Genomic DNA, 18,075 nt, shown 5'->3' on the forward strand with positions numbered 1-18,075 from the left:
CTCTCAGCCGTTTTTTCTTGTATTTAAAAGAGTCCCCATAACTTCTTACAACTATTTTTACGGGAAGGATCCAAAACATCCGTAACCCCAATCTTATTTAACTTGTGTAGTAACTCTTCCTCGCTATGCTTGATTTTATAATCTAACTCCTCCCCATAGAGCGGAATTAACGTATAAAAGTGCACCACTTTCTCACGGGTCATTTCTAAATTAAAGAAACCGGCTTTATCTTTTACATCTGGAACCCAAACGAACATCCCTTGAAATCCTGTATCCTCACTATAAGGCTGGGCGGGATTACCGTTCACAAGCGTATGCCCCATATAAAGCCATGTATTATATTCATGCGGAAACCTAGCCATTGTTTTCAGGGCCCGAATCGGCCAATAATTCCGTTCATCCTTAAACGCCTCATCCGACAGCTTCCAGGTAGGAGGGAGACAAATCATTATTTCAGCATATTGATATTCTTCTGCACCTTCTGGCACCGTCATCGGTAATTCGCTCATTCCAGAAGTAATTAAAGTATAGAAGTTCCGCTCAGGCGTCGGATCAAGAATTAGAATATCTATCGACAGAACACCTGAAATAATTTCTTTAAAAACATTATCAATAACACCTATGTATTTTTCAATATGATTACATATTTTCTCATTAGACTGAGCAGAATGCATTCATAATTCCCTCCCTTATATATGTTTATCGGTATAAACAAAGGAGAGTTTATTGCTAATTTACAGAATTTCTTCTCCACTACCATGGATCTCACAAAAATCTTTATGAACACTACTAATTAATGCCGAATAACCTTGCCCCTGATCTAAAAGATGTTCCAAAAGGAACTTATTTATAAGCTCGTTTAAGCAAGTATGAATTTCACAGGTTCTTTGTTTTAAAGTCTCTCCTTCCTCAAAAAGGGGCAGATCGCTAAATGACATATGTGTAGCATTTCGTATTTTTAGAAAAGATTTATATCCGTTCCAATTCTGAAAAAGCGCCTCTTGTCCTTTGATGAAATCATTTGCCAGTTTCTCCTGTAATATATTACTTAAGGATTCTAAGGTCGAGGCCTTTTGCCTTAATACAAGAAGCGGCACAGTATTGTTCTTCTCTTCATTCTCAATATATAAGTGCATGCTTGCATCTAATAAAATAGCAGCTTTAATTCTATCGTCTTCCATAGTTAAATCTAATGCAGTAGCACCGCCGATGGAATGGCCGATAATACCAATCTTATTCATATCAAATAAGCCCTTCACATCTTTATCCATAGAATTAAGCGTGGACAGGTGATCCAGAACGTATTGAATATCTTTTTTTCGAATGGAGATTAAGTTATGTAAATCGGTATAATCCGCAGCTTTTATTTGCCTCATGGCTTCGGATTGATTAATAAATCCACCACTAGGGCAAACAGTAAACATAGCTTCGTACGCAGCACTGACCGTTACCACTATGAAACCTTGCTTAGCCAACGCTTCTATATTATAAATATACATATCTCTATCTAAACCTAATGCAGGTGAATAGATGATGACTGGATAGGAGCGTTTGGATTTGCTTTGAAAGGTTCGATCGCTGATTGAGGTTGATAATGTATTTATGATTTCCATATTCATGCCAATATCTTGTAGAAGCTCTCTCGCCTGTTGTTCACAGGGCCCGAAAAGCTCCATATACTTCATTGCAGATGCGTTTTTATTTAATACACCCTCTGTATCCGGATAATAAATACTTATAACTATTTTCCTTCCCTCTGACTCTTCTTGGAACGTTTCCGTGCGTGTGTAATCCTTCAATAATTCAACTTTTCGAAAAACTCCCATTGCTCCACCCCATTCTTCCTAATATTCTATATTTTAATTGATTTTCCCATTTACTGAAATGCAATCTCCTTAATGTCCATAATAATGTCGATTACAATGAATGGAATGAAGCTGTATGAACGGTTATAATACCTAAGTGCATAAGAAATCTCTAAAAACTTCAGGGATGTGGAAAATTTAATGGTGAATAATTCAGCATATACACTTTATTTACGTGAGGATTGGAAAAAACTAAGCGATTTCACCGCTATCCAATTATCAGAAGAAGAACTTATGGAAGTCCAAAGTATTAATGAAAAAATCTCCAGCGAGGATGTTAACGAGGTCTATCTTCCTCTGTCCAATCTGCTAAATCTGCAACTTCTATCTGCTCATAAATTTAATGAATCTATAAATCACTTTCTGAACAATGATGTAAAAAAAGGTCCATTTATCATAGGCATCGCGGGAAGTGTCGCTGTTGGCAAAAGCACTACGGCCAGACTCCTACAAAAACTTCTCTCACAATTACCTTCCCATCCAAAGGTGGATTTAGTTACGACTGATGGGTTTCTACATCCCAACGCAGAGCTGGAAAAGCGCGGTATAATGACGAAAAAGGGCTTTCCTGAAAGCTACGACACGCGTAGTTTAATTTCTTTTTTAACGGATGTGAAGTCTGGGGTGCCGCGGGTCCAAAGCCCTGTATACTCTCACTTAACTTATGATATTGTGCCAGATGAATATATTACGATTGAGAATCCGGATATTCTAATTGTTGAGGGCTTAAATGTTCTTCAGACTGCGATTACAAATAATCATAATATGCCTAACTATTTTGTATCTGATTTCTTTGATTTTTCTATTTATGTGGATGCTGATGTGAACGATATCGAGACATGGTACATTGATCGGTTTATTAAGCTCAGAGATACTGCCTTCCAAGATGAACAATCTTATTTCAAAAAATATGCACAGCTGTCTCTAGAGGAATCTATTGAAATCTCAAAGCGGATCTGGAAAGAAATAAACTACGTAAATTTGCAGCAAAATATTCTGCCCACCCGAAATCGTGCGGATCTTATAATGCATAAGGACAACAATCATCACGTAGATCGAATTAAGCTGCGAAAATAAAGATTGAAGTCCTTAGCCGACCAAGTTGCTGAGATTCAGCACTTGGTTTTTTTGGTGCTCACATCAAATTGGGTGAATATTCTGGGTTTAATGTCTCTGTCCTCTGATCAAGGCGAACGTATACTGTGGTACATTCGTACACAAACGTGAAGAGAGGATAAATCAAATGATCGATATCGCCTTGGCTTTTCAAGATAAGGATGGGAAATATGCTGAACATGCCGGAGTCGTTCTAGCGTCAATTTTTCATCATACGAGTTCCCCAATTCATATTCATATTTTACATGATGTTTCTTTAAGTGAAACTAATAAGCGCAGGCTTAGCGCATTAACTACAAAACATAATCATACCCTTAGCTTTTATTCAATCACTATGCCCGATGATCTAACTCAGGTGTTAGCCAATGTTAACTCCATTAATGTATGGACGCAGGCATGTATGTATCGATTGCTTCTTCCTGCACTAATACCCGTGGACAAAATCATCTATCTGGACTGCGATGTATTAGTGAATATGGACATAACTGAATTATGGCAGGTTGAACTGGATGACAAGTATTTGGCCGCAATTTGGGACCAGGGGATTAGAGAGGTTGCTCATATTGTGAGCGCTAAGGGATTAAATCCTGAGCTTTATTTTAATTCCGGAGTGATTTTATTTTCTTTGCATAATATCCGCCAGAATACCAACTGGTACGAAGAAATGCTAACCTTCCTACGTACCTTTCCTGATGTCACCATGCCAGATCAGGATGTTCTGAATGCGGTTTTTGGTGGGAATTACCTCCCCCTTGATATCCGTTTTAATTCGTTCAACACAAACATTCCGGACCATGATTTCACTAACAAAATCATCCATTTTGCCGGAGATGATAAATGCTGGAATAAAGATTCCGCGGGTTCATCCCTATATCAGCAATTCCTAAAGCTAACCCCTTGGAGAATCACCAGGGCCAAAATCAGACGAAGAAAACGGAAAAGCAGCCCTTTAAAACCACACCTCACCCGAAATAGAAACAAGCAGAAAATAAAAATTGTTCAGTTGAACTTAACCCCTATTTTTTTATCCGATTTAAAACAAATTAGACCGATTAGACCGATTAGACCGATTAGAAAAAGCCCCATTTGATATGGGGCGGCATTCTTTAGTTCACTTTCGTAAAAAACCATTTCTGAGCATCACTCCCGTTATCTGTCCACTGCTGGACAGCTGCGCCATCGGCTGTTGATGCTCCGGATACATCCATGGCTAATCCGCTCACTTTTGAAATAAGTTTATAATAGCCCCCTCCGACATCAATAATGCTCCATCGCTGAGCGTTGGTACCATTGTCATCCCACTGCTGCAGCTGTACACCGCTCGCGGTTGATGAGTTTGGCACATCCAACACTTTTCCACTATGCACTGCCGTAAGCTTGTAATAACCGTCGCCTGTACTCTCCACTTTAAATTTCTGATTATTGGCAGTGTAATTGGTCCATTGCTGCATTTTCGCCCCGCTTGCTGTGGATACATCCACTACGTCCAGAACCTTACCACTAGCCTTGTCAGCTAAAGTGTAAATCCCACCACTAACAATGCTTGAGGTAGGCGCAGCCTGATACACACGTACGTAATCAACCAGCATTTGAGCTGGGAAAGCAGTTGAAGCATTTGGACTTCCCGGCCAATTTCCACCCACGGCAAGGTTTAGCAGGATGAAGAAAGGTTTCTGGAACTCCTCCGTATTTCCGGTTCCGTTCTCAATATAAAAAGCATTAAATGGGTTGCCGTCTACAAACCATCTTATATAATTCGCATCCCATTCCACGCTGTACACATGGTACTGTGAGAAATCGAGGTTACCAGACACCTGACCGTACTCGGCATGCCCATTGGCATCCCAATGTACCGTCCCATTAACAAAAGCATTATTGTTTACACGCTCCATAATGTCCGTTTCCCCAGATTTCGGCCAACCCACTGAATCAATATTCGCCCCAAGCATCCAAAATGCTGGCCAGAGTCCCTGTCCTGAAGGCAATTTGATTCTAGCTTCGATTTTTCCGTAGGTGAAGCTTTTGAGTCCCTGTGTTTTGATCCGTGCAGAGGTATAATTCATCCCCCCGTACGACTCCTTTTGTGCAGTAATCACTAAATTCCCACCTGTTACCTGCAGGTTCTGCGGGCGACTGGTATAATACTGAAGCTCATTGTTTCCCCAACCTCCGCTACCCGTACCTATTTCCGCCGACCAATTATTAGTGTTCAGAGAATTCCCATCAAATTCATCGCTCCATGCCAGATTCCAGCTTGATGCCGCGCTTGAACTCCCTGTAGGTACCCAAGCAATTAAGAGGGTGAACAGCAGAAATAGACTTAACATTTTTCCTTTTCGTAACATCGTCTTTTCCTCCTACTGATTTCATTGCGCGGCGCGCTCGCACATTTGAAACCGGTTTCGAATATTGGATAAAACAAAACGTTATCCCATAAACAGCTATAACAGCCGGAGTCAGGTTAACGCCTCGCTTCATTTGATGTGTACGTCTTTTCTAAACGCAATATGCCAACATTTCGATTAAAGGGACCATTTTCCATAGTTCTGCATGCTTAATGTCCAGGTTTTCTCTGCGTATTTCACCGTCGCCATACTCTCAGAGAGCGTCCATGCTATACCAACATACTGATCCATATGATCGTCAAGGAATGATTTCCAATGTTGTCCTCCGTCTATCGTTATAAATAACAATGTATGTTCTTTTTCAACGGGCCGAGTAATTAAGATTCCTTGATCCTTCGTAAGAAAGAGGGGAGGATAAGCATAGATTTGCGAGTTTACTAACTCACCCGGCACTGTGACTGTCTGTTCACTCCAGGTAACTCCACCATCCATTGTTTTATATAAACCAACCTTTCCCTCCCATGGAGCATTCGTTGTAATCCAGCCTTCTTTTTCATTAACAAAAGTAAGTCCCGATTTCACCCCGCTAGGAAGAGTACTTCCTGCTTGTAAGCTATCCCCAATCTCCTTCCAAGTCTCTCCCCCATCACTAGTTGCATAAAGCTCCATATCTTCGCGTGACATCCCTTGAAAATGATAGACTGCTTTCCAACCTATATTTTTGTTGAGGAACACAGTATCTTCTCTGCGGTTATCTGAAGAATCAGTATCAGAATTCAAATTTGTATTTGGATTAGGAGAAGGAGAAGTTTCCTGATTAGAAGTTGGATGAGGGATTGGAGTGGTATTGGAACAACCAGATGCTATCACTGCAGCAATTAGTAGTATTGAAACTAGATATTTCATCTTGTTACCACGCCTTCGTTTATTTTTCTAAAAAAGTATAGTGGTGCTGTGCATATAGCTTCGTCCGCAAACGTATTCAGTAAATGAAATTTTATCCTAAAATATCTGAAAAGTATTTACAGTTTCTTTATATAATCCAGCTACACCAAGTCCTATCGGACCGAGGAGACGTTATTGGTTCAATTTCAAGAGAATTCTTCTGTTAACGGACTGAGATGCAACTCTTTGGCTAATTCTCCTACTTTTATCGGCGATAAACAGACAATAAGGGCTATACGGTCCGCGAGTTCGGTAAATAGAGCTAAAAAGCAAAGATAAGCGCTATACAATCCGAAGATGATGTGAACGAAACCTTCAAGCAGCAGGTTATCAGCCTATAGTAGATATGAATGAATTCATTGAGCAAGGATCTACTCTTTGAATGTCAAAAGAAAAAGAAACGGCATTTCTGCCGTTTCTTTGGGTTATGGATGGTCAGGGCTCAGAGCCTGTTTTACTCCAATCCATGTTCTCTGCGGATGTTATACATGCCCTGAACAAGCAGCTCAGATGGATCCCGGTTCAATTGCAAATGGGTCAGCAACAGATGAAGCGGGAATGCACATACGTTATTCCCATCGGTGATCGCTGGAAATCCAGCCTCGAAGACTGGTCCCAATTTCTCGTTCCATGCCAGCCCGACATGCACTTTTTCTGGAGCAAATTCTTGGGTAATTTCCTCAATACAAAGCGGAACTAACACATTGTCAATGATCCCTTTTGCTTCTTCTTCACTTGCTGGTGGTTTTGGAAGTGTTTTGCCTCCCTCAATTTTCATCAGCTCAACGAAGAATGAGGCCATCCATGCTGCCGGATCCTTACCCGACTGGAATCTTGCAATTAACTCGCGCAGAAAAAATCCGCAGGAATACACCTGATCTAATTCAGTTTTCACGTGAAAAACAAAAACAGGACCGTAGGCTTCCATGTTCAATACTTGTCCTTCAACATCTTTAAAGTGTACTCTCAATGCTACAAGGCCGTTATGGTGAACAGCCTTTAGCAGCTGTGCCATATCCTCTTCAGACATTTCTGTATTATCATTTACTTCCTCATTCTCATTTGTTATTTCATTTTCATTAGTCGTCTCATTGTTCATTTTATAATTCCCTCCCATACCTATCATACCATCTAGCGAATTGAACGAACACTTTATAATAGAACAATTTCTACCAGATTGCAGAGAAAACAAAAAAACGGCAGCTTTGCCGTTTCTCTGTTCGTCTCGCTGGAGCTCAATAGCTAGATCATATCCCTTACTTTCTTCACTATTTTACCAGTTAATTGATTAATATCCCCCTCATTTAACTTATAAGCTGAGGTATCTTTACGTGCAGGTTTGTGATCTGCCGATATCAGATCTGCGATATGCTGCTCGATGAATACAACAGGATCTGCTCCAGTTCTTTTTCTGAGCTCCCCTGGCACCTTCGGATTTGGACCGTCAGCTCCGCCACTGATTGAAAGGTAACCATACTTTTGCGGATTTTTCTTCAAATCCTTTAAATAGGCACGGAGCGGTGTGGCCACTTTCCCCATCCAAACCGGTCCAAAAAATAGGATAATATCATATTTTCCTATTTGCTCAGGCTTCGGTTGAACCAACGGTATCCTGTCAAAAATCATATCGAAGGTAATCCTACCGAGTGTTCGGGGTTTGGCTTCCGAGATTCGGATATGTTCAGCCGACAACGCATTCGCCACACTCCTTGCTAATGCTTCATTATTACCTGTGAATGAATACGAAATGACTGCAATGTTCATATAAATTCTCCTTAAAATGAATTATTTCGTCTCCGCCTGCTGTAGGGCATTTTCGAGTGCCTTAAGATGTATTTTAGAGGTAAGCGTTGCCCCGCTGATAACGTCCACCTGAAGAGACTGCGATTCAATCACATGACTAAACAAATCACCAATGCCTAGACCATCCTTCAGTTCAGCAGGGTTCCCTGTTTTGTCCAAGGCACCTTTGAGTATTTTTATATCTGTCAGCCGTTCAGCAGATATTATTGCCCTCACCTTGGTATCTCTGGAATGATCTTTGATGCCAATGTATTCCCCCACATAGGTACCCTCCCGCAGATTCTGTATATCTATGACGTTGATAGTAAGCTGCTGAACCTCATGCCTTCCCGGAGCAGTCAAGAGAATACCACCTATCCAACCTATGACTGTAATCACGCATAGAATGCTGAGAACAATAATCCATTTATTGAATTTTCGCTTTTTTCCTCTTCTCTTACTCACCTGCTTGCCTCCTTCTTTTGGATTTCAATTTCGAATGAATATTTAATTATTCATTCATTATACAAGAAAAAAAACTGCACCATAAGTGTATTAGGGGCAGTCTGTCAAACCCTTCATGATTAGTTCCAGCATATTGTCCAGAAGTTGTGGAAAGTGCTCCAGCCCGATTTCTTCCTTGTGGGTTTCCACATTAATCATTGCGGCGAAAATCATCATAATCATTTTACTATCCATATCGCTGCGCATTTTACCATCGGCTTGCCACTGCTTAATGATTTCATGGAAGCTATCATACAAGATGTCGTTTACCTGAATGTTGGTTTCTTCCCGGTACAACTGTTCGATTTTTGCGAAAACACTTTTGTTATACCATTCCTTAAGAATGGGGTTGGCTATCATACCTTCCAAATTAAGCGCCATCATCTGCCGTATTACTGCCAGTGGGCTTTGGCTCATATCGAGCGATTGCATACAGCTTTTTTTGAGCTTTTCGTTTTCCTCTAAAAAAATATCCATAAAAAGCTTTTCCTTAGAGGGATAATAGTTGTAAAAACTTCCTACAGCTATTCCAGCCATTTTGGTAATGCCAGAAACATTAGTATCTTTAAAGCCTTTATTGCTAAATAGCTCTTTCGCGCATTCGTATATCTTTGTTTTTTTGTCTTCCACTTTTCGTCTCTCCGTGAATGAATAATTATTTTTTCATTCATATCATAGTGTTAACAGCTTGGTATGTCAATGCAAAAATAGATCACCAAAAGCATTAACATCTATAGCATCACCCAAATTAGGTTGGAGTGCCCTCTTATTGCGCAAGAATTAGAAAAATTCTGACTAATCATTCTAATCTTTGCCAAAATGCTTAATTACAACATTATTAAAAATCGCGGTGCCACCTTCAGAAAACAAGGTAATGCCTTGATCATTTATTTCCGGGAAAATTTCATTAGAAAATACAATTTCACCATCATCTATAAAAACTTCAATACTTGTTCTATCCACAAGGATCTTCAGATGCACTTTTTTCTTGTTCACATCAAAGGGGGCCTTGCTTTCAAGATATCTGTCACTCTTATCAGGTTGTCCAGTAAAGGCTCTGTTAACATAAGAATATTGTCCTTCAACAAACACTCCTACATCCACATGGCGCGTCTTATCTGCTGATTCACGAAGTCTTAAGCCTACATTGGTAATCTCTGACCAAGATAGATCTGCATCGAGCTGGTAATTTTCACCTGTGATATCAAGTGTTGACGAGCCGTTCACTTTTATTTTTTGCAAGGAATCCGTTGAAGTTACCATTTGATCTAATGCTTCGATGGGCTGTGATACTAGCTGATACGATTGCTCTTCATCTCGTGTTAATTTTATTTGACGCACGATTGAATCCATTCCGTTAAAACCTTCGTTAAGATTGGGGGTAACATGAGGGTAATCCCAATTATTCATCCAGGCCAAAGCATATCGATGATTGTATTGATCCTTATCCTTTCCCTCTTCAAACGTTACAGCACCATACCAATCAAATCCATAATCTAGCCACTGTGGTTCATGATAATCCGTGATAAATTCATTCCCATTAAAATCTCCAGTCCAGTAGGCATACGTGTTGGGTTTACCTATCGACTTACCATTTGCACTGACCCCAAGAACCCATTTATAAGTGCCATCATTCGCCCGCATCATATAGAAGTCAGGACACTCCACAATTCCGATATTTTCTGTTTCGAAGCCGCTTGTGTAGTGCCAATCCTTTAAATTGTCAGACTCGTAAAAGCCTACTTTCGTACCTTCGGCTAGTGTCATCACCCATTTATGAGAATGTTGATCCCATATTATCTTCGGATCTCTGAAATCTTCTGTGCCCGGATTTGGCAAAATAGGATCATCACTATAAGATTTAAACGTCAGCCCACGATCCGTACTGAACCATAAATATTGTTCTTGCTTCCCCGCCTCTGCAGAGGGCTGTGTTAAAATCGCCACAATTGCCCCTTCGCCAAAACCTGCTGTATTGCTATCGTCAACAACAACAGATCCTGACCAGGGATCACCATTGGGTGTTGTATATTTTGGAATCGCAACGCCTTCATCTGTCCAGCTCACCAAATCCGTTGATGTGGCATGTCTCCATTCTGTACCATTTCCATCCGGGTAATCAGCATTATAGAGATAATAGTAATGATATTTACCATCAAAATAAATGGGTTTTTGCGGATCGTTTTTCCAATGCTCAGGTACAGTGAAATGATAGCTAGCCCGAGTGGTAGGTTTATGATCAGGAACGTCGGTCCCTGGCTTATTCTTCTCTCCAGCGCCATAAGTTACTAATACTATTGTCACAATACAAATTAAACAAAGGATTAATATAGTGATTCCTATCATTTTTTTCTTATTCAAAATATACCTCGCTTTTTTCACATTGCTAATCTTAGCTTATAAAAAGAAAAGTAAACGCCAACTACATTGGCATTTACTTTGTAAATAATTAATACGGTTTGTTACCTTTAAGTGTCAATTGCCCTTGTTCCAAAATGCTGTTCGGTACAACTGAAGTCTTGGAGCCTTTAATATTCAGCACAAAGCTTGGGGCAAAAGTGGAATGATGATCCCCAAAGTAACCTCTATTCGTCATGTAACTTGTGATGACTACATTATTCCCTTTCACTTGCGGAATCGCAAAGTGAGCATAAGTCCAGGTAATATCATAAGGATTAAGATCTTGATGGAGGACAAGTCCTGTACCATTTAATGGTTTATACGGTCCGTTTAAAGAATTAGATACGTACCCGAGCATGTAGATGTCTTCATCATCAATGCCATCAATGAACATTTTAGAACCTCTTGAGCTTGTGAACAGATACCACTTGCCATTCAATTTAAATATGTTCGCACGTTCAATTTCATCTGTCACGGTATTGGAGGCAAGTAGCGGCTTCATTTCTTTTTTGAATGTATAATCATTATTTAATTCAATGATACCGAGCGCACCATTCGCGGTTTCCGCAGATGTTTTGTCAGCACTGCTTAGTAATTTCTTTTTCTCCGCTTGGAAGAAGGCATTGCTATTACCATAATAAGCTTTGTTAAAGAGAGATTCTTCACCCTGGTAACCCGTAGTTGTCCCTGTATTTGCTTCAAACACAAGATACTTGTGGCCTTTATCCTCCACATAGTGAGGATCTCTTAAGGTATGATTATCGTCGTAATCGCCTTTGCTGAAACCGGTGATATCAAGACTTTGATAAATTTCACCTTGATTACCGTCATAGATGGATTTCATATCTTCTACGCCATCAATCTTAAGGGTATCCCCATCCGGGGCAGAGACATTAATTTGAGCTGTAGTTAAAGTTTGTTTCCCGTAAAATCCGCGATCTGGATCCCAAGGATGACGATTGGTGTAGAACAAGCGAACTTTGCCATCAGATGTCATGGTTGCTGAACCGGACCATTCTTCGGCTTGATTGTTTAAAACATAATCATCAGGTACAAGTTTGTCACTATCCTTAAACACCCGGCCGGCATTCTTCCAGCTGCTGATAGAGTTGTCTCCTTCTTTCTTATAGAACAAATAAATAAATGTGTCTGATCCGTTATTAGGGTCGCCCGCCAGACCAAAAACAATTTGATACCCCTTATAACTTGCTGCAGTTCCATCTGCATTTTGCAGCGGCCAAGTATCCCAAACATCCATTTCAATTTTGTTTCCATTCTCATCGAACTTAACGGCTGCAGGAATGTTCTTAATCGTTGAAGCATCAAATTTTGGGACTTGGAATTGATTACTATTTTGTTGTTTGGGTAATTTCAACATGTCAGCGCGAGTGATATGAGAGAAACCGTAGTCATTGTACTCCGGCTTGTTCGGCTTGTTATTTCCTTTCGCAAAGGTTTGAGTAGCTCCACCTAACATTAAAGCAGCTGTAAAGGTTAGGATTGTTGTTTGTTTAATCATTTTCTTGAAATTCATCATCTAACTCCTCTTATACTTTAAATTTGGGTTTCGGTCTTCCTTTGTGCTGTTCCCCTTTTAAATTCTAATGAAGAGTAGACGTTATGAGTATGTCGTGAATTGATGCATTTACAGGGTTATATTGATTTGGTTTTATTACTTCACATGGCTATCCCACGATTTTTGAAGCTCTTGAAGCAATTGATCCCGATTGATTTGCTCTCCTACATAAGCTTGCATAAGATAGCCAAACTCCTCTCTTGCTCTGGGAGGGAATTTGAACCAATTCCAAGATAATGTTTTCTGCTCATCGACGTATCGCATAAGATCTTTTACAAGCGCTCCCGAACGGTCCGTCTCTATATTTTTAAAAGCTGAAATAAAATGAAAGCGATCCTTCATGAACTTTTTCCCTGTTTCCGAGGAAACCATCCAGTTCAAAAACTTTTTGGCTTCCTTCTTCTTTTCTGGCGAAGATTCTTTATTAACAGCCCAATTATTAGATATCCCTACTGGCAACGCATTGTTTTCGGCACCATCATTAATAGGCATGGGTAAAAAACCGATATTCATATTCGGCGATATTTGATCAATTTTAGACTGAACCCAATTCCCTTGTTTAAGAATCGCCGTTCTCCCTGTTGCAAATAACTCAACTTCCGAATTATAATCTGTTGTCAAAAAATTTTCGTTACCATATTGTACGGTCAAATCCAGCATCCGAATGACATCTTTAACTTCCTTATTCTCTCGAAAAGATTGTGTTCCGTTGTTTAACCCTTGAATAAAAGCATCCGGCTCCTCCTGTTGTGCAATAGCAATATTCAACAGAAGTACAAAAAACCAATGATCGGAATACCCAACAGAAAAAGGAGTCACACCTATAGCCTTCAGCTTTTTCGCCGCCACTTTTAATTCAGTAAACGTTGTCGGGAGAGGAGTAACCCCAGCCTTTGCGAATAAATCCTTATTATAAATAAAACCGTAGCCTTCAAAATTGATCGGCATCCCGTATATTTTCCCGTCCATCTTCATCGGTTCTAGCGCCTCGTCATAAGCCTGTTCCACCCAGGGTTGATCCGATAAATCTTCAAGATATCTACTCCATGCCCTCGCTTCTTCATAACCGCCATTTGGAAAAATATCCGGACCAACATTGGCCGCAAACCTCGCCTTTAGCTCATCAAGGTAGTTAGCTCCTCCGCCAAAGGTTAGAATTTCCACGTTAATATTCGGGTTTTCCTTTTCATATTCCTTAACCATCTGCTCGAATTCTATAGAAATTTCCACTTTAGGATTCAGTACCTCCAAAGTGACTGTCTTATCCGCTACCTTCAAATCCGCTTCCTTCAGTGGACGTGTATGCGCACCACATGAAGAAAGCGTTAGCGTAATCAACCCCACGATAATCATTTGAACCCTTTTTATTTTCATAATTCCCCCAGATGCATTCAACAATGAACTTATGTATTGGCTATCCTGACTTCCGCGTCTATTTCTCTTGCTCCCTGTGAATTACGATATTCAGCAGGCGTCATACCGACGTTTTTTTTGAACAGCTTAGAGAAATAAATCTCATCTTGATACCCTAGCTTTAAGGCAATCGAGTACATCTTTTCATCCGATTCCAGTAACCACTGTTTCGCTTGATTTATTCGTAAATGAATGACGTAGTTAGTAAGAGTCATCCCTACTTCTTGCTTAAATCTCCGCGAGATATGTTCTCGGCTCAGAAAAAAACGGGTGGATAATTTGTCCAAACTTAACTCTTCCATATAATGCTCATCAACAAATGCGACAATATCATTCATACGCCTAACATCATCTAAATCCGCCAAACGATGGATTGCTCTAAAATTTTGTTCAGCCATAGACCTTTGTGCAGATTGAAAAGATAAGGATATCTCTGCGAGCGATTGAATGGAAGGGCCACTAACCAAACGAACAGGTATATCAAAATGCTGGGTAATCCATTCCTCTATCGGGAAAAACTGTCCATGAAGGGACAGAATCACACAGACATTAGGATCATTTTGAAGCGTAAATGCATTTCCCCACTCCCGTGTAACCAGTTCTTCGGTCAAAAGCTGAATGTATGGCTCCGAATAATGAGATTGGTAAAAATACATCATGGTGAAGTCGTATACGTCTGCCTGTGGGAGAGCTGAGGCAATTTCGCCTGCATCAAAAGCTTCACCGTTACAAGCAGCAGTAATCTCCCTGTTTAAGCGAAATATTTTTACTTCTTCATAAAATCCGGACTCCATATTGCGACGTTCTCCCTCTTCTTGTTCCCAGGCTCTCAACGCCCCTTCTAAAGTTTCATTCAGCATTTTCTCTTCAATTGGCTTCATCAAATAATCAAAGCATCCCAGCTTAAACGCTTTACGCATGAAACAATAATCGTCAAACCCAGAAATCATAATCACTTTTCCCGGATAGTCTTTAGCAGCCAACCACTCGATTAACTCCATCCCGCTATTTTTGGGCATTTTAACATCTGTCATTATGATCTCTGGAGATTTCTGCTCAATCAACGCCTTAGCCTCGAGACCATTTCTGGCTTCCAGCACTTCGGTAATCCCGTATTGCTCCCACCGTCCCAAAAAACGGATGATTTTTCTAACATTAGACTCATCATCTACAATAAGAGCTTTCATAAACGTTACTTCTCCTTTAGGTAGAGTGGAATTACTAGCCGTACAGTGAACCCTTGTCCCTGCATCGAATCTAGTTTGATTCCCGCTGTGTGATCGAAATGAAGAACCAAGCGATCATGAATGTTTTTTAACCCGATATGTGCAAAAGAAGGATTGCCTTCGTTAACCGGTGTGTAGAGATTATTTTTTAATGCCTCAAGTTCATCATCCGTCACGCTGTTTCCGTTATTTTCTACGACTAGATTCAAATATTCACCTTGTATTTCACCATAAATATGGATGTAAGCTTGTTCATAGCCCTCGTCATAACAGTGCTTAAAAAAGTTCTCAACGAGCGGCTGCAGGATCATACTAGGAACCGGAATATCAAAAATATCTTTAGGTATATCAATGGAATAGCTAAAATCAGTCTGAAAACGTTCCGCTTGAAGATTCAAATAAGCCTGTACATAATCCACTTCGCTTTGAACCGTCGCCTTCTGATCCACACGAATCGAGTACCGCATCATTTTGGATAAAGAGGTAATCAGTTGATATACTTTTGGAGATTCAGAGAGTAGGGCAACAGCTGCAATGGATTGTAAAGAATTAAATAAAAAGTGCGGATTGATCTGCGACTTTAGCGCCCTATGCTGATTTTTCCTGTTCTCTATCTCAAGCTTATACTCCCGGTCAATGTGACGGTTGATCCGATTCATCATCTCCTTGATGTGTCTTTCTAGAATACCGATTTCGTCCTCCCGCATATCGTCGAATGGGGCATTCATATTCCTCCCCTCGATACGCTGGACTTTTTGACTAAGCAATTTTATCGGCCGTGTAAATCCATATGAAATGATTGTTATCATTATCAAGCCCAGTCCACCTACAACCACACCTACAATGATGTTTGTATAGGCGGTTTTCCTTACATCTTCAAATAAAAAAGAGCTCGGGGTTACCTTAGCAAAATGCCACTCTTTTATCGGTTCCTGCAATGTTCTAGTAAACACAATATCTCCTTCTGGAGATTTAGTATCTGCCTGTGCCGGACTTATTTTCCTTTGCAGTTCATCGGGAACGGTTTTGCCTATCCATGTTTCATCACTGGCGTAAATGACATGATCCTCCGCATCGGAAAGCCACACGCTCTCTTTATTTTTCTGTAGAAAATGATTAGCGATATGAGCAATCTTGTCCAAATCAATATCCATAGTGATGACGCCCAGAAATTCCTGCGTTAGGACATCCACAATTTTGTGATGAACCGTCAAGACCATCGTTTTATCCGAAGGAGGCATAATGGAGGTATCGTTATAGTTCTCAATCAGATGCGGAGCTTCAATAAGATAATTGCTATTAGAGCTCATCAGCTTCTGAATGGAAGCTTGCTGTAATAAATCCGGATTCCTTTTACGGGAACTTAACATGGCATTATAAACTGTAAATGAGCTTTTCCCTTCGTTTATGAATAAACGGATCTGACGAATTTCACTCCTCATGAGATAGAAGTTAGTCATACCCTTATTAATTTCAAGCTGCTTAAAATAAAAATCTTCTTCTAACCCTTCTTCAAACACCCTGAATAAGTCTGGATTTCGGTATAAAATATATGGAAGATTAATGATTTCGTCCAAATATTGCTCTAGATCGGCTGACGCCTGCTGAATTTGCTCTTGGCTGTTCTCAAGTTCATGTCGTTCCACATTCTCTTTCGTCTGCCGATAGATCAACAACACGGATAAAAAATACGGTAGAATTATAAACACAAGCAGCAAGAATAATAAGCGCTTATGAATGCTTTTCAAATAAATACTCCTCTGTAAAAATTTCGGTTTTCAGCAAAAAATCTAATATCAGGTTTTATATTTTCACAAATATCCAACACAAAATCAAAATACTTGTTGCTGAGCAACAAGTATTTTTGCCGGATCCATATATGACAAACGCCAATCGTTTATTACCCAAATTATATCCATATGAAACAACCGTTAAGAAATTTCCGCAAATTAATCAGCTATTTGAAGATTGAAATAATTCCCTGCACAATGGGCTTCCAAAGATGTGGATATTCTTGCTGAATTAACTTTCTTACCTCCTCCCCCTTGATGTCGTTGAAATTATTATCTTGAGTAATAAAGGTATAAGCACCTTTTACGGTATCCCCTATAGCTATATGCCCGCTTGCATATCCACCCATTGCAATATGGGAAGCGATAGAGAGACCACCCAAGGAGAACATACCTACAGCTAAACCTCCAACAGCAAATATCCCCAATGCTATTCCACCAACGGCCATTGTACCCGCCGCAATGCCCCCAACGGCTAACAAAAGCCCTAGAGCCAGACCTGCAAAGCTGATGAGTCCTAAAGCAAGCGCACCTAAACATAATCCGCCCAAAGCAACAATACCAATGGATACAGCACCAATCGCAACATTACCTATGGCAATAACCCCTTTGGCAACGTATAGCCCCCGTCCGATATGGATATGAACCAGAGGAATTCCAAAGCATGTTCTCTTACTTTTGTACTCATAATGAAACAAGGAATTCAGATCTACATATACGGGGCTTGCGACATGCTCTGCTTTGGTATCGCTTGAAGCATCCTTCACCAGATGATCCAAACTTACGTGAAATAATTCACTTAAACTAATCATCTTATCCATTTCGGGATAGGATTGACCTGATTCCCACTTAGACACGGCTTGCCGCGAAACACCAATCACCTCCGCCAAGTTCTCCTGGGACATTCCTCTCTGTTTCCTATAGCTTTGCAATTTATTTGCAAAGTCCATTCGCCATCACCTCATGCTCATCATATTATAACGTTCTGTAATTGACTACCTATCTACCCTTACATACTGTCAACCACTGGTTGCACAGTTGATTTTGCGGGCTTTTATCCTCATTAAACGTTCTTGATTCCCCGTTCTCCCTGTTTCCGGGCAAGATGATAGC

The 18,075-nt window shown here is 40.2% G+C and carries 16 protein-coding genes; 2 read left to right on the forward strand and 14 right to left on the reverse strand.

Annotated elements, in window-relative coordinates; all coding sequences use genetic code 11:
- Positions 1-23: 23 nt before the first annotated feature.
- Both MHH49_RS00445 and MHH49_RS00450 read right to left on the reverse strand, forming a co-directional pair.
- Complete coding sequence (locus MHH49_RS00445; RefSeq protein ID WP_038569717.1) at positions 24-674, reverse strand: suppressor of fused domain protein; 651 nt, start codon at positions 672-674, stop codon at positions 24-26.
- A gap of 60 nt (positions 675-734) precedes the next feature.
- The gene (locus MHH49_RS00450) at positions 735-1,826 is read right to left on the reverse strand and encodes an alpha/beta hydrolase (RefSeq protein ID WP_341137827.1); all 1,092 of its coding nucleotides are present in this window, start codon (positions 1,824-1,826) and stop codon (positions 735-737) included.
- 180 nt (positions 1,827-2,006) lie between these two features.
- Here MHH49_RS00450 and coaA point away from each other — a divergent pair, with 180 nt between their 5' ends.
- The gene (gene coaA / locus MHH49_RS00455) at positions 2,007-2,942 is read left to right on the forward strand and encodes a type I pantothenate kinase (protein ID WP_036679230.1); all 936 of its coding nucleotides are present in this window, start codon (positions 2,007-2,009) and stop codon (positions 2,940-2,942) included.
- A 166-nt stretch (positions 2,943-3,108) separates the two neighbouring features.
- A complete protein-coding gene (locus tag MHH49_RS00460; protein WP_326046444.1) occupies positions 3,109-4,071 on the forward strand; it encodes a glycosyltransferase family 8 protein in 963 nt (320 codons plus the stop codon).
- Between the two features lie 16 nt (positions 4,072-4,087).
- Here the strand turns inward: MHH49_RS00460 and MHH49_RS00465 are convergent, their stop codons facing one another.
- The 12 genes from MHH49_RS00465 to MHH49_RS00520 all read right to left on the reverse strand — a co-directional run bounded on the left by MHH49_RS00465 (position 4,088) and on the right by MHH49_RS00520 (position 17,912).
- Positions 4,088-5,326: an RICIN domain-containing protein gene (locus MHH49_RS00465; protein WP_036679228.1), complete on the reverse strand. Its 1,239-nt coding sequence runs from the start codon at positions 5,324-5,326 to the stop codon at positions 4,088-4,090.
- Between the two features lie 177 nt (positions 5,327-5,503).
- Positions 5,504-6,232, reverse strand: coding sequence for a WD40/YVTN/BNR-like repeat-containing protein (locus tag MHH49_RS00470; RefSeq protein ID WP_341137828.1), 729 nt, complete (start codon positions 6,230-6,232; stop codon positions 5,504-5,506).
- A gap of 493 nt (positions 6,233-6,725) precedes the next feature.
- The gene (locus MHH49_RS00475; protein WP_036679224.1) at positions 6,726-7,370 is read right to left on the reverse strand and encodes a hypothetical protein; all 645 of its coding nucleotides are present in this window, start codon (positions 7,368-7,370) and stop codon (positions 6,726-6,728) included.
- Between the two features lie 143 nt (positions 7,371-7,513).
- Entirely contained in the window at positions 7,514-8,035 is a 522-nt protein-coding gene (locus tag MHH49_RS00480; RefSeq protein ID WP_051491057.1) for a flavodoxin family protein, read from the reverse strand.
- Between the two features lie 21 nt (positions 8,036-8,056).
- Positions 8,057-8,518, reverse strand: coding sequence for an FMN-binding protein (locus tag MHH49_RS00485; RefSeq protein ID WP_036679218.1), 462 nt, complete (start codon positions 8,516-8,518; stop codon positions 8,057-8,059).
- Positions 8,519-8,608: 90 nt separating this feature from the next.
- A complete protein-coding gene (locus tag MHH49_RS00490; protein WP_036679214.1) occupies positions 8,609-9,187 on the reverse strand; it encodes a TetR/AcrR family transcriptional regulator in 579 nt (192 codons plus the stop codon).
- A gap of 174 nt (positions 9,188-9,361) precedes the next feature.
- Positions 9,362-10,903, reverse strand: coding sequence for a glycoside hydrolase family 32 protein (locus MHH49_RS00495; RefSeq protein WP_038574312.1), 1,542 nt, complete (start codon positions 10,901-10,903; stop codon positions 9,362-9,364).
- A gap of 103 nt (positions 10,904-11,006) precedes the next feature.
- Positions 11,007-12,491: a glycoside hydrolase family 68 protein gene (locus tag MHH49_RS00500; RefSeq protein WP_076098518.1), complete on the reverse strand. Its 1,485-nt coding sequence runs from the start codon at positions 12,489-12,491 to the stop codon at positions 11,007-11,009.
- Positions 12,492-12,629: 138 nt separating this feature from the next.
- Positions 12,630-13,907 carry an ABC transporter substrate-binding protein gene (locus MHH49_RS00505; protein WP_339211727.1) on the reverse strand — a complete coding sequence of 426 codons (1,278 nt, stop codon included), beginning with the start codon at positions 13,905-13,907 and terminating at the stop codon, positions 12,630-12,632.
- Positions 13,908-13,936: 29 nt separating this feature from the next.
- Positions 13,937-15,133, reverse strand: a complete 1,197-nt coding sequence (locus tag MHH49_RS00510; protein WP_339211726.1) for a response regulator transcription factor — start codon at positions 15,131-15,133, stop codon at positions 13,937-13,939.
- A gap of 5 nt (positions 15,134-15,138) precedes the next feature.
- Positions 15,139-16,920 (reverse strand): cache domain-containing sensor histidine kinase, encoded by a 1,782-nt coding sequence (locus tag MHH49_RS00515; RefSeq protein ID WP_341137829.1) that lies wholly within the window; start codon positions 16,918-16,920, stop codon positions 15,139-15,141.
- A gap of 209 nt (positions 16,921-17,129) precedes the next feature.
- Entirely contained in the window at positions 17,130-17,912 is a 783-nt protein-coding gene (locus tag MHH49_RS00520) for a helix-turn-helix domain-containing protein (RefSeq protein ID WP_036679206.1), read from the reverse strand.
- Positions 17,913-18,075 lie beyond the last annotated feature (163 nt).

The sequence above is a fragment of the Paenibacillus sp. FSL F4-0122 genome (assembly GCF_038002845.1).
GTDB classification, from domain to species: domain Bacteria; phylum Bacillota; class Bacilli; order Paenibacillales; family Paenibacillaceae; genus Paenibacillus_AQ; species Paenibacillus_AQ odorifer.

Coding starts and splice junctions, on each gene's coding strand:
- MHH49_RS00475 (WP_036679224.1), bottom strand. CDS start 7,370: ATGAACAATGAGACGACTAATGAAAATGAAATAACAAATGAGAATGAG.
- MHH49_RS00510 (WP_339211726.1), bottom strand. CDS start 15,133: ATGAAAGCTCTTATTGTAGATGATGAGTCTAATGTTAGAAAAATCATC.
- MHH49_RS00450 (WP_341137827.1), bottom strand. CDS start 1,826: ATGGGAGTTTTTCGAAAAGTTGAATTATTGAAGGATTACACACGCACG.
- MHH49_RS00520 (WP_036679206.1), bottom strand. CDS start 17,912: ATGGACTTTGCAAATAAATTGCAAAGCTATAGGAAACAGAGAGGAATG.
- MHH49_RS00480 (WP_051491057.1), bottom strand. CDS start 8,035: ATGAACATTGCAGTCATTTCGTATTCATTCACAGGTAATAATGAAGCA.
- coaA (WP_036679230.1), top strand. CDS start 2,007: ATGGTGAATAATTCAGCATATACACTTTATTTACGTGAGGATTGGAAA.
- MHH49_RS00460 (WP_326046444.1), top strand. CDS start 3,109: ATGATCGATATCGCCTTGGCTTTTCAAGATAAGGATGGGAAATATGCT.
- MHH49_RS00465 (WP_036679228.1), bottom strand. CDS start 5,326: ATGTTACGAAAAGGAAAAATGTTAAGTCTATTTCTGCTGTTCACCCTC.
- MHH49_RS00505 (WP_339211727.1), bottom strand. CDS start 13,907: ATGAAAATAAAAAGGGTTCAAATGATTATCGTGGGGTTGATTACGCTA.
- MHH49_RS00500 (WP_076098518.1), bottom strand. CDS start 12,491: ATGAATTTCAAGAAAATGATTAAACAAACAACAATCCTAACCTTTACA.
- MHH49_RS00470 (WP_341137828.1), bottom strand. CDS start 6,232: ATGAAATATCTAGTTTCAATACTACTAATTGCTGCAGTGATAGCATCT.
- MHH49_RS00445 (WP_038569717.1), bottom strand. CDS start 674: ATGCATTCTGCTCAGTCTAATGAGAAAATATGTAATCATATTGAAAAA.
- MHH49_RS00495 (WP_038574312.1), bottom strand. CDS start 10,903: ATGATAGGAATCACTATATTAATCCTTTGTTTAATTTGTATTGTGACA.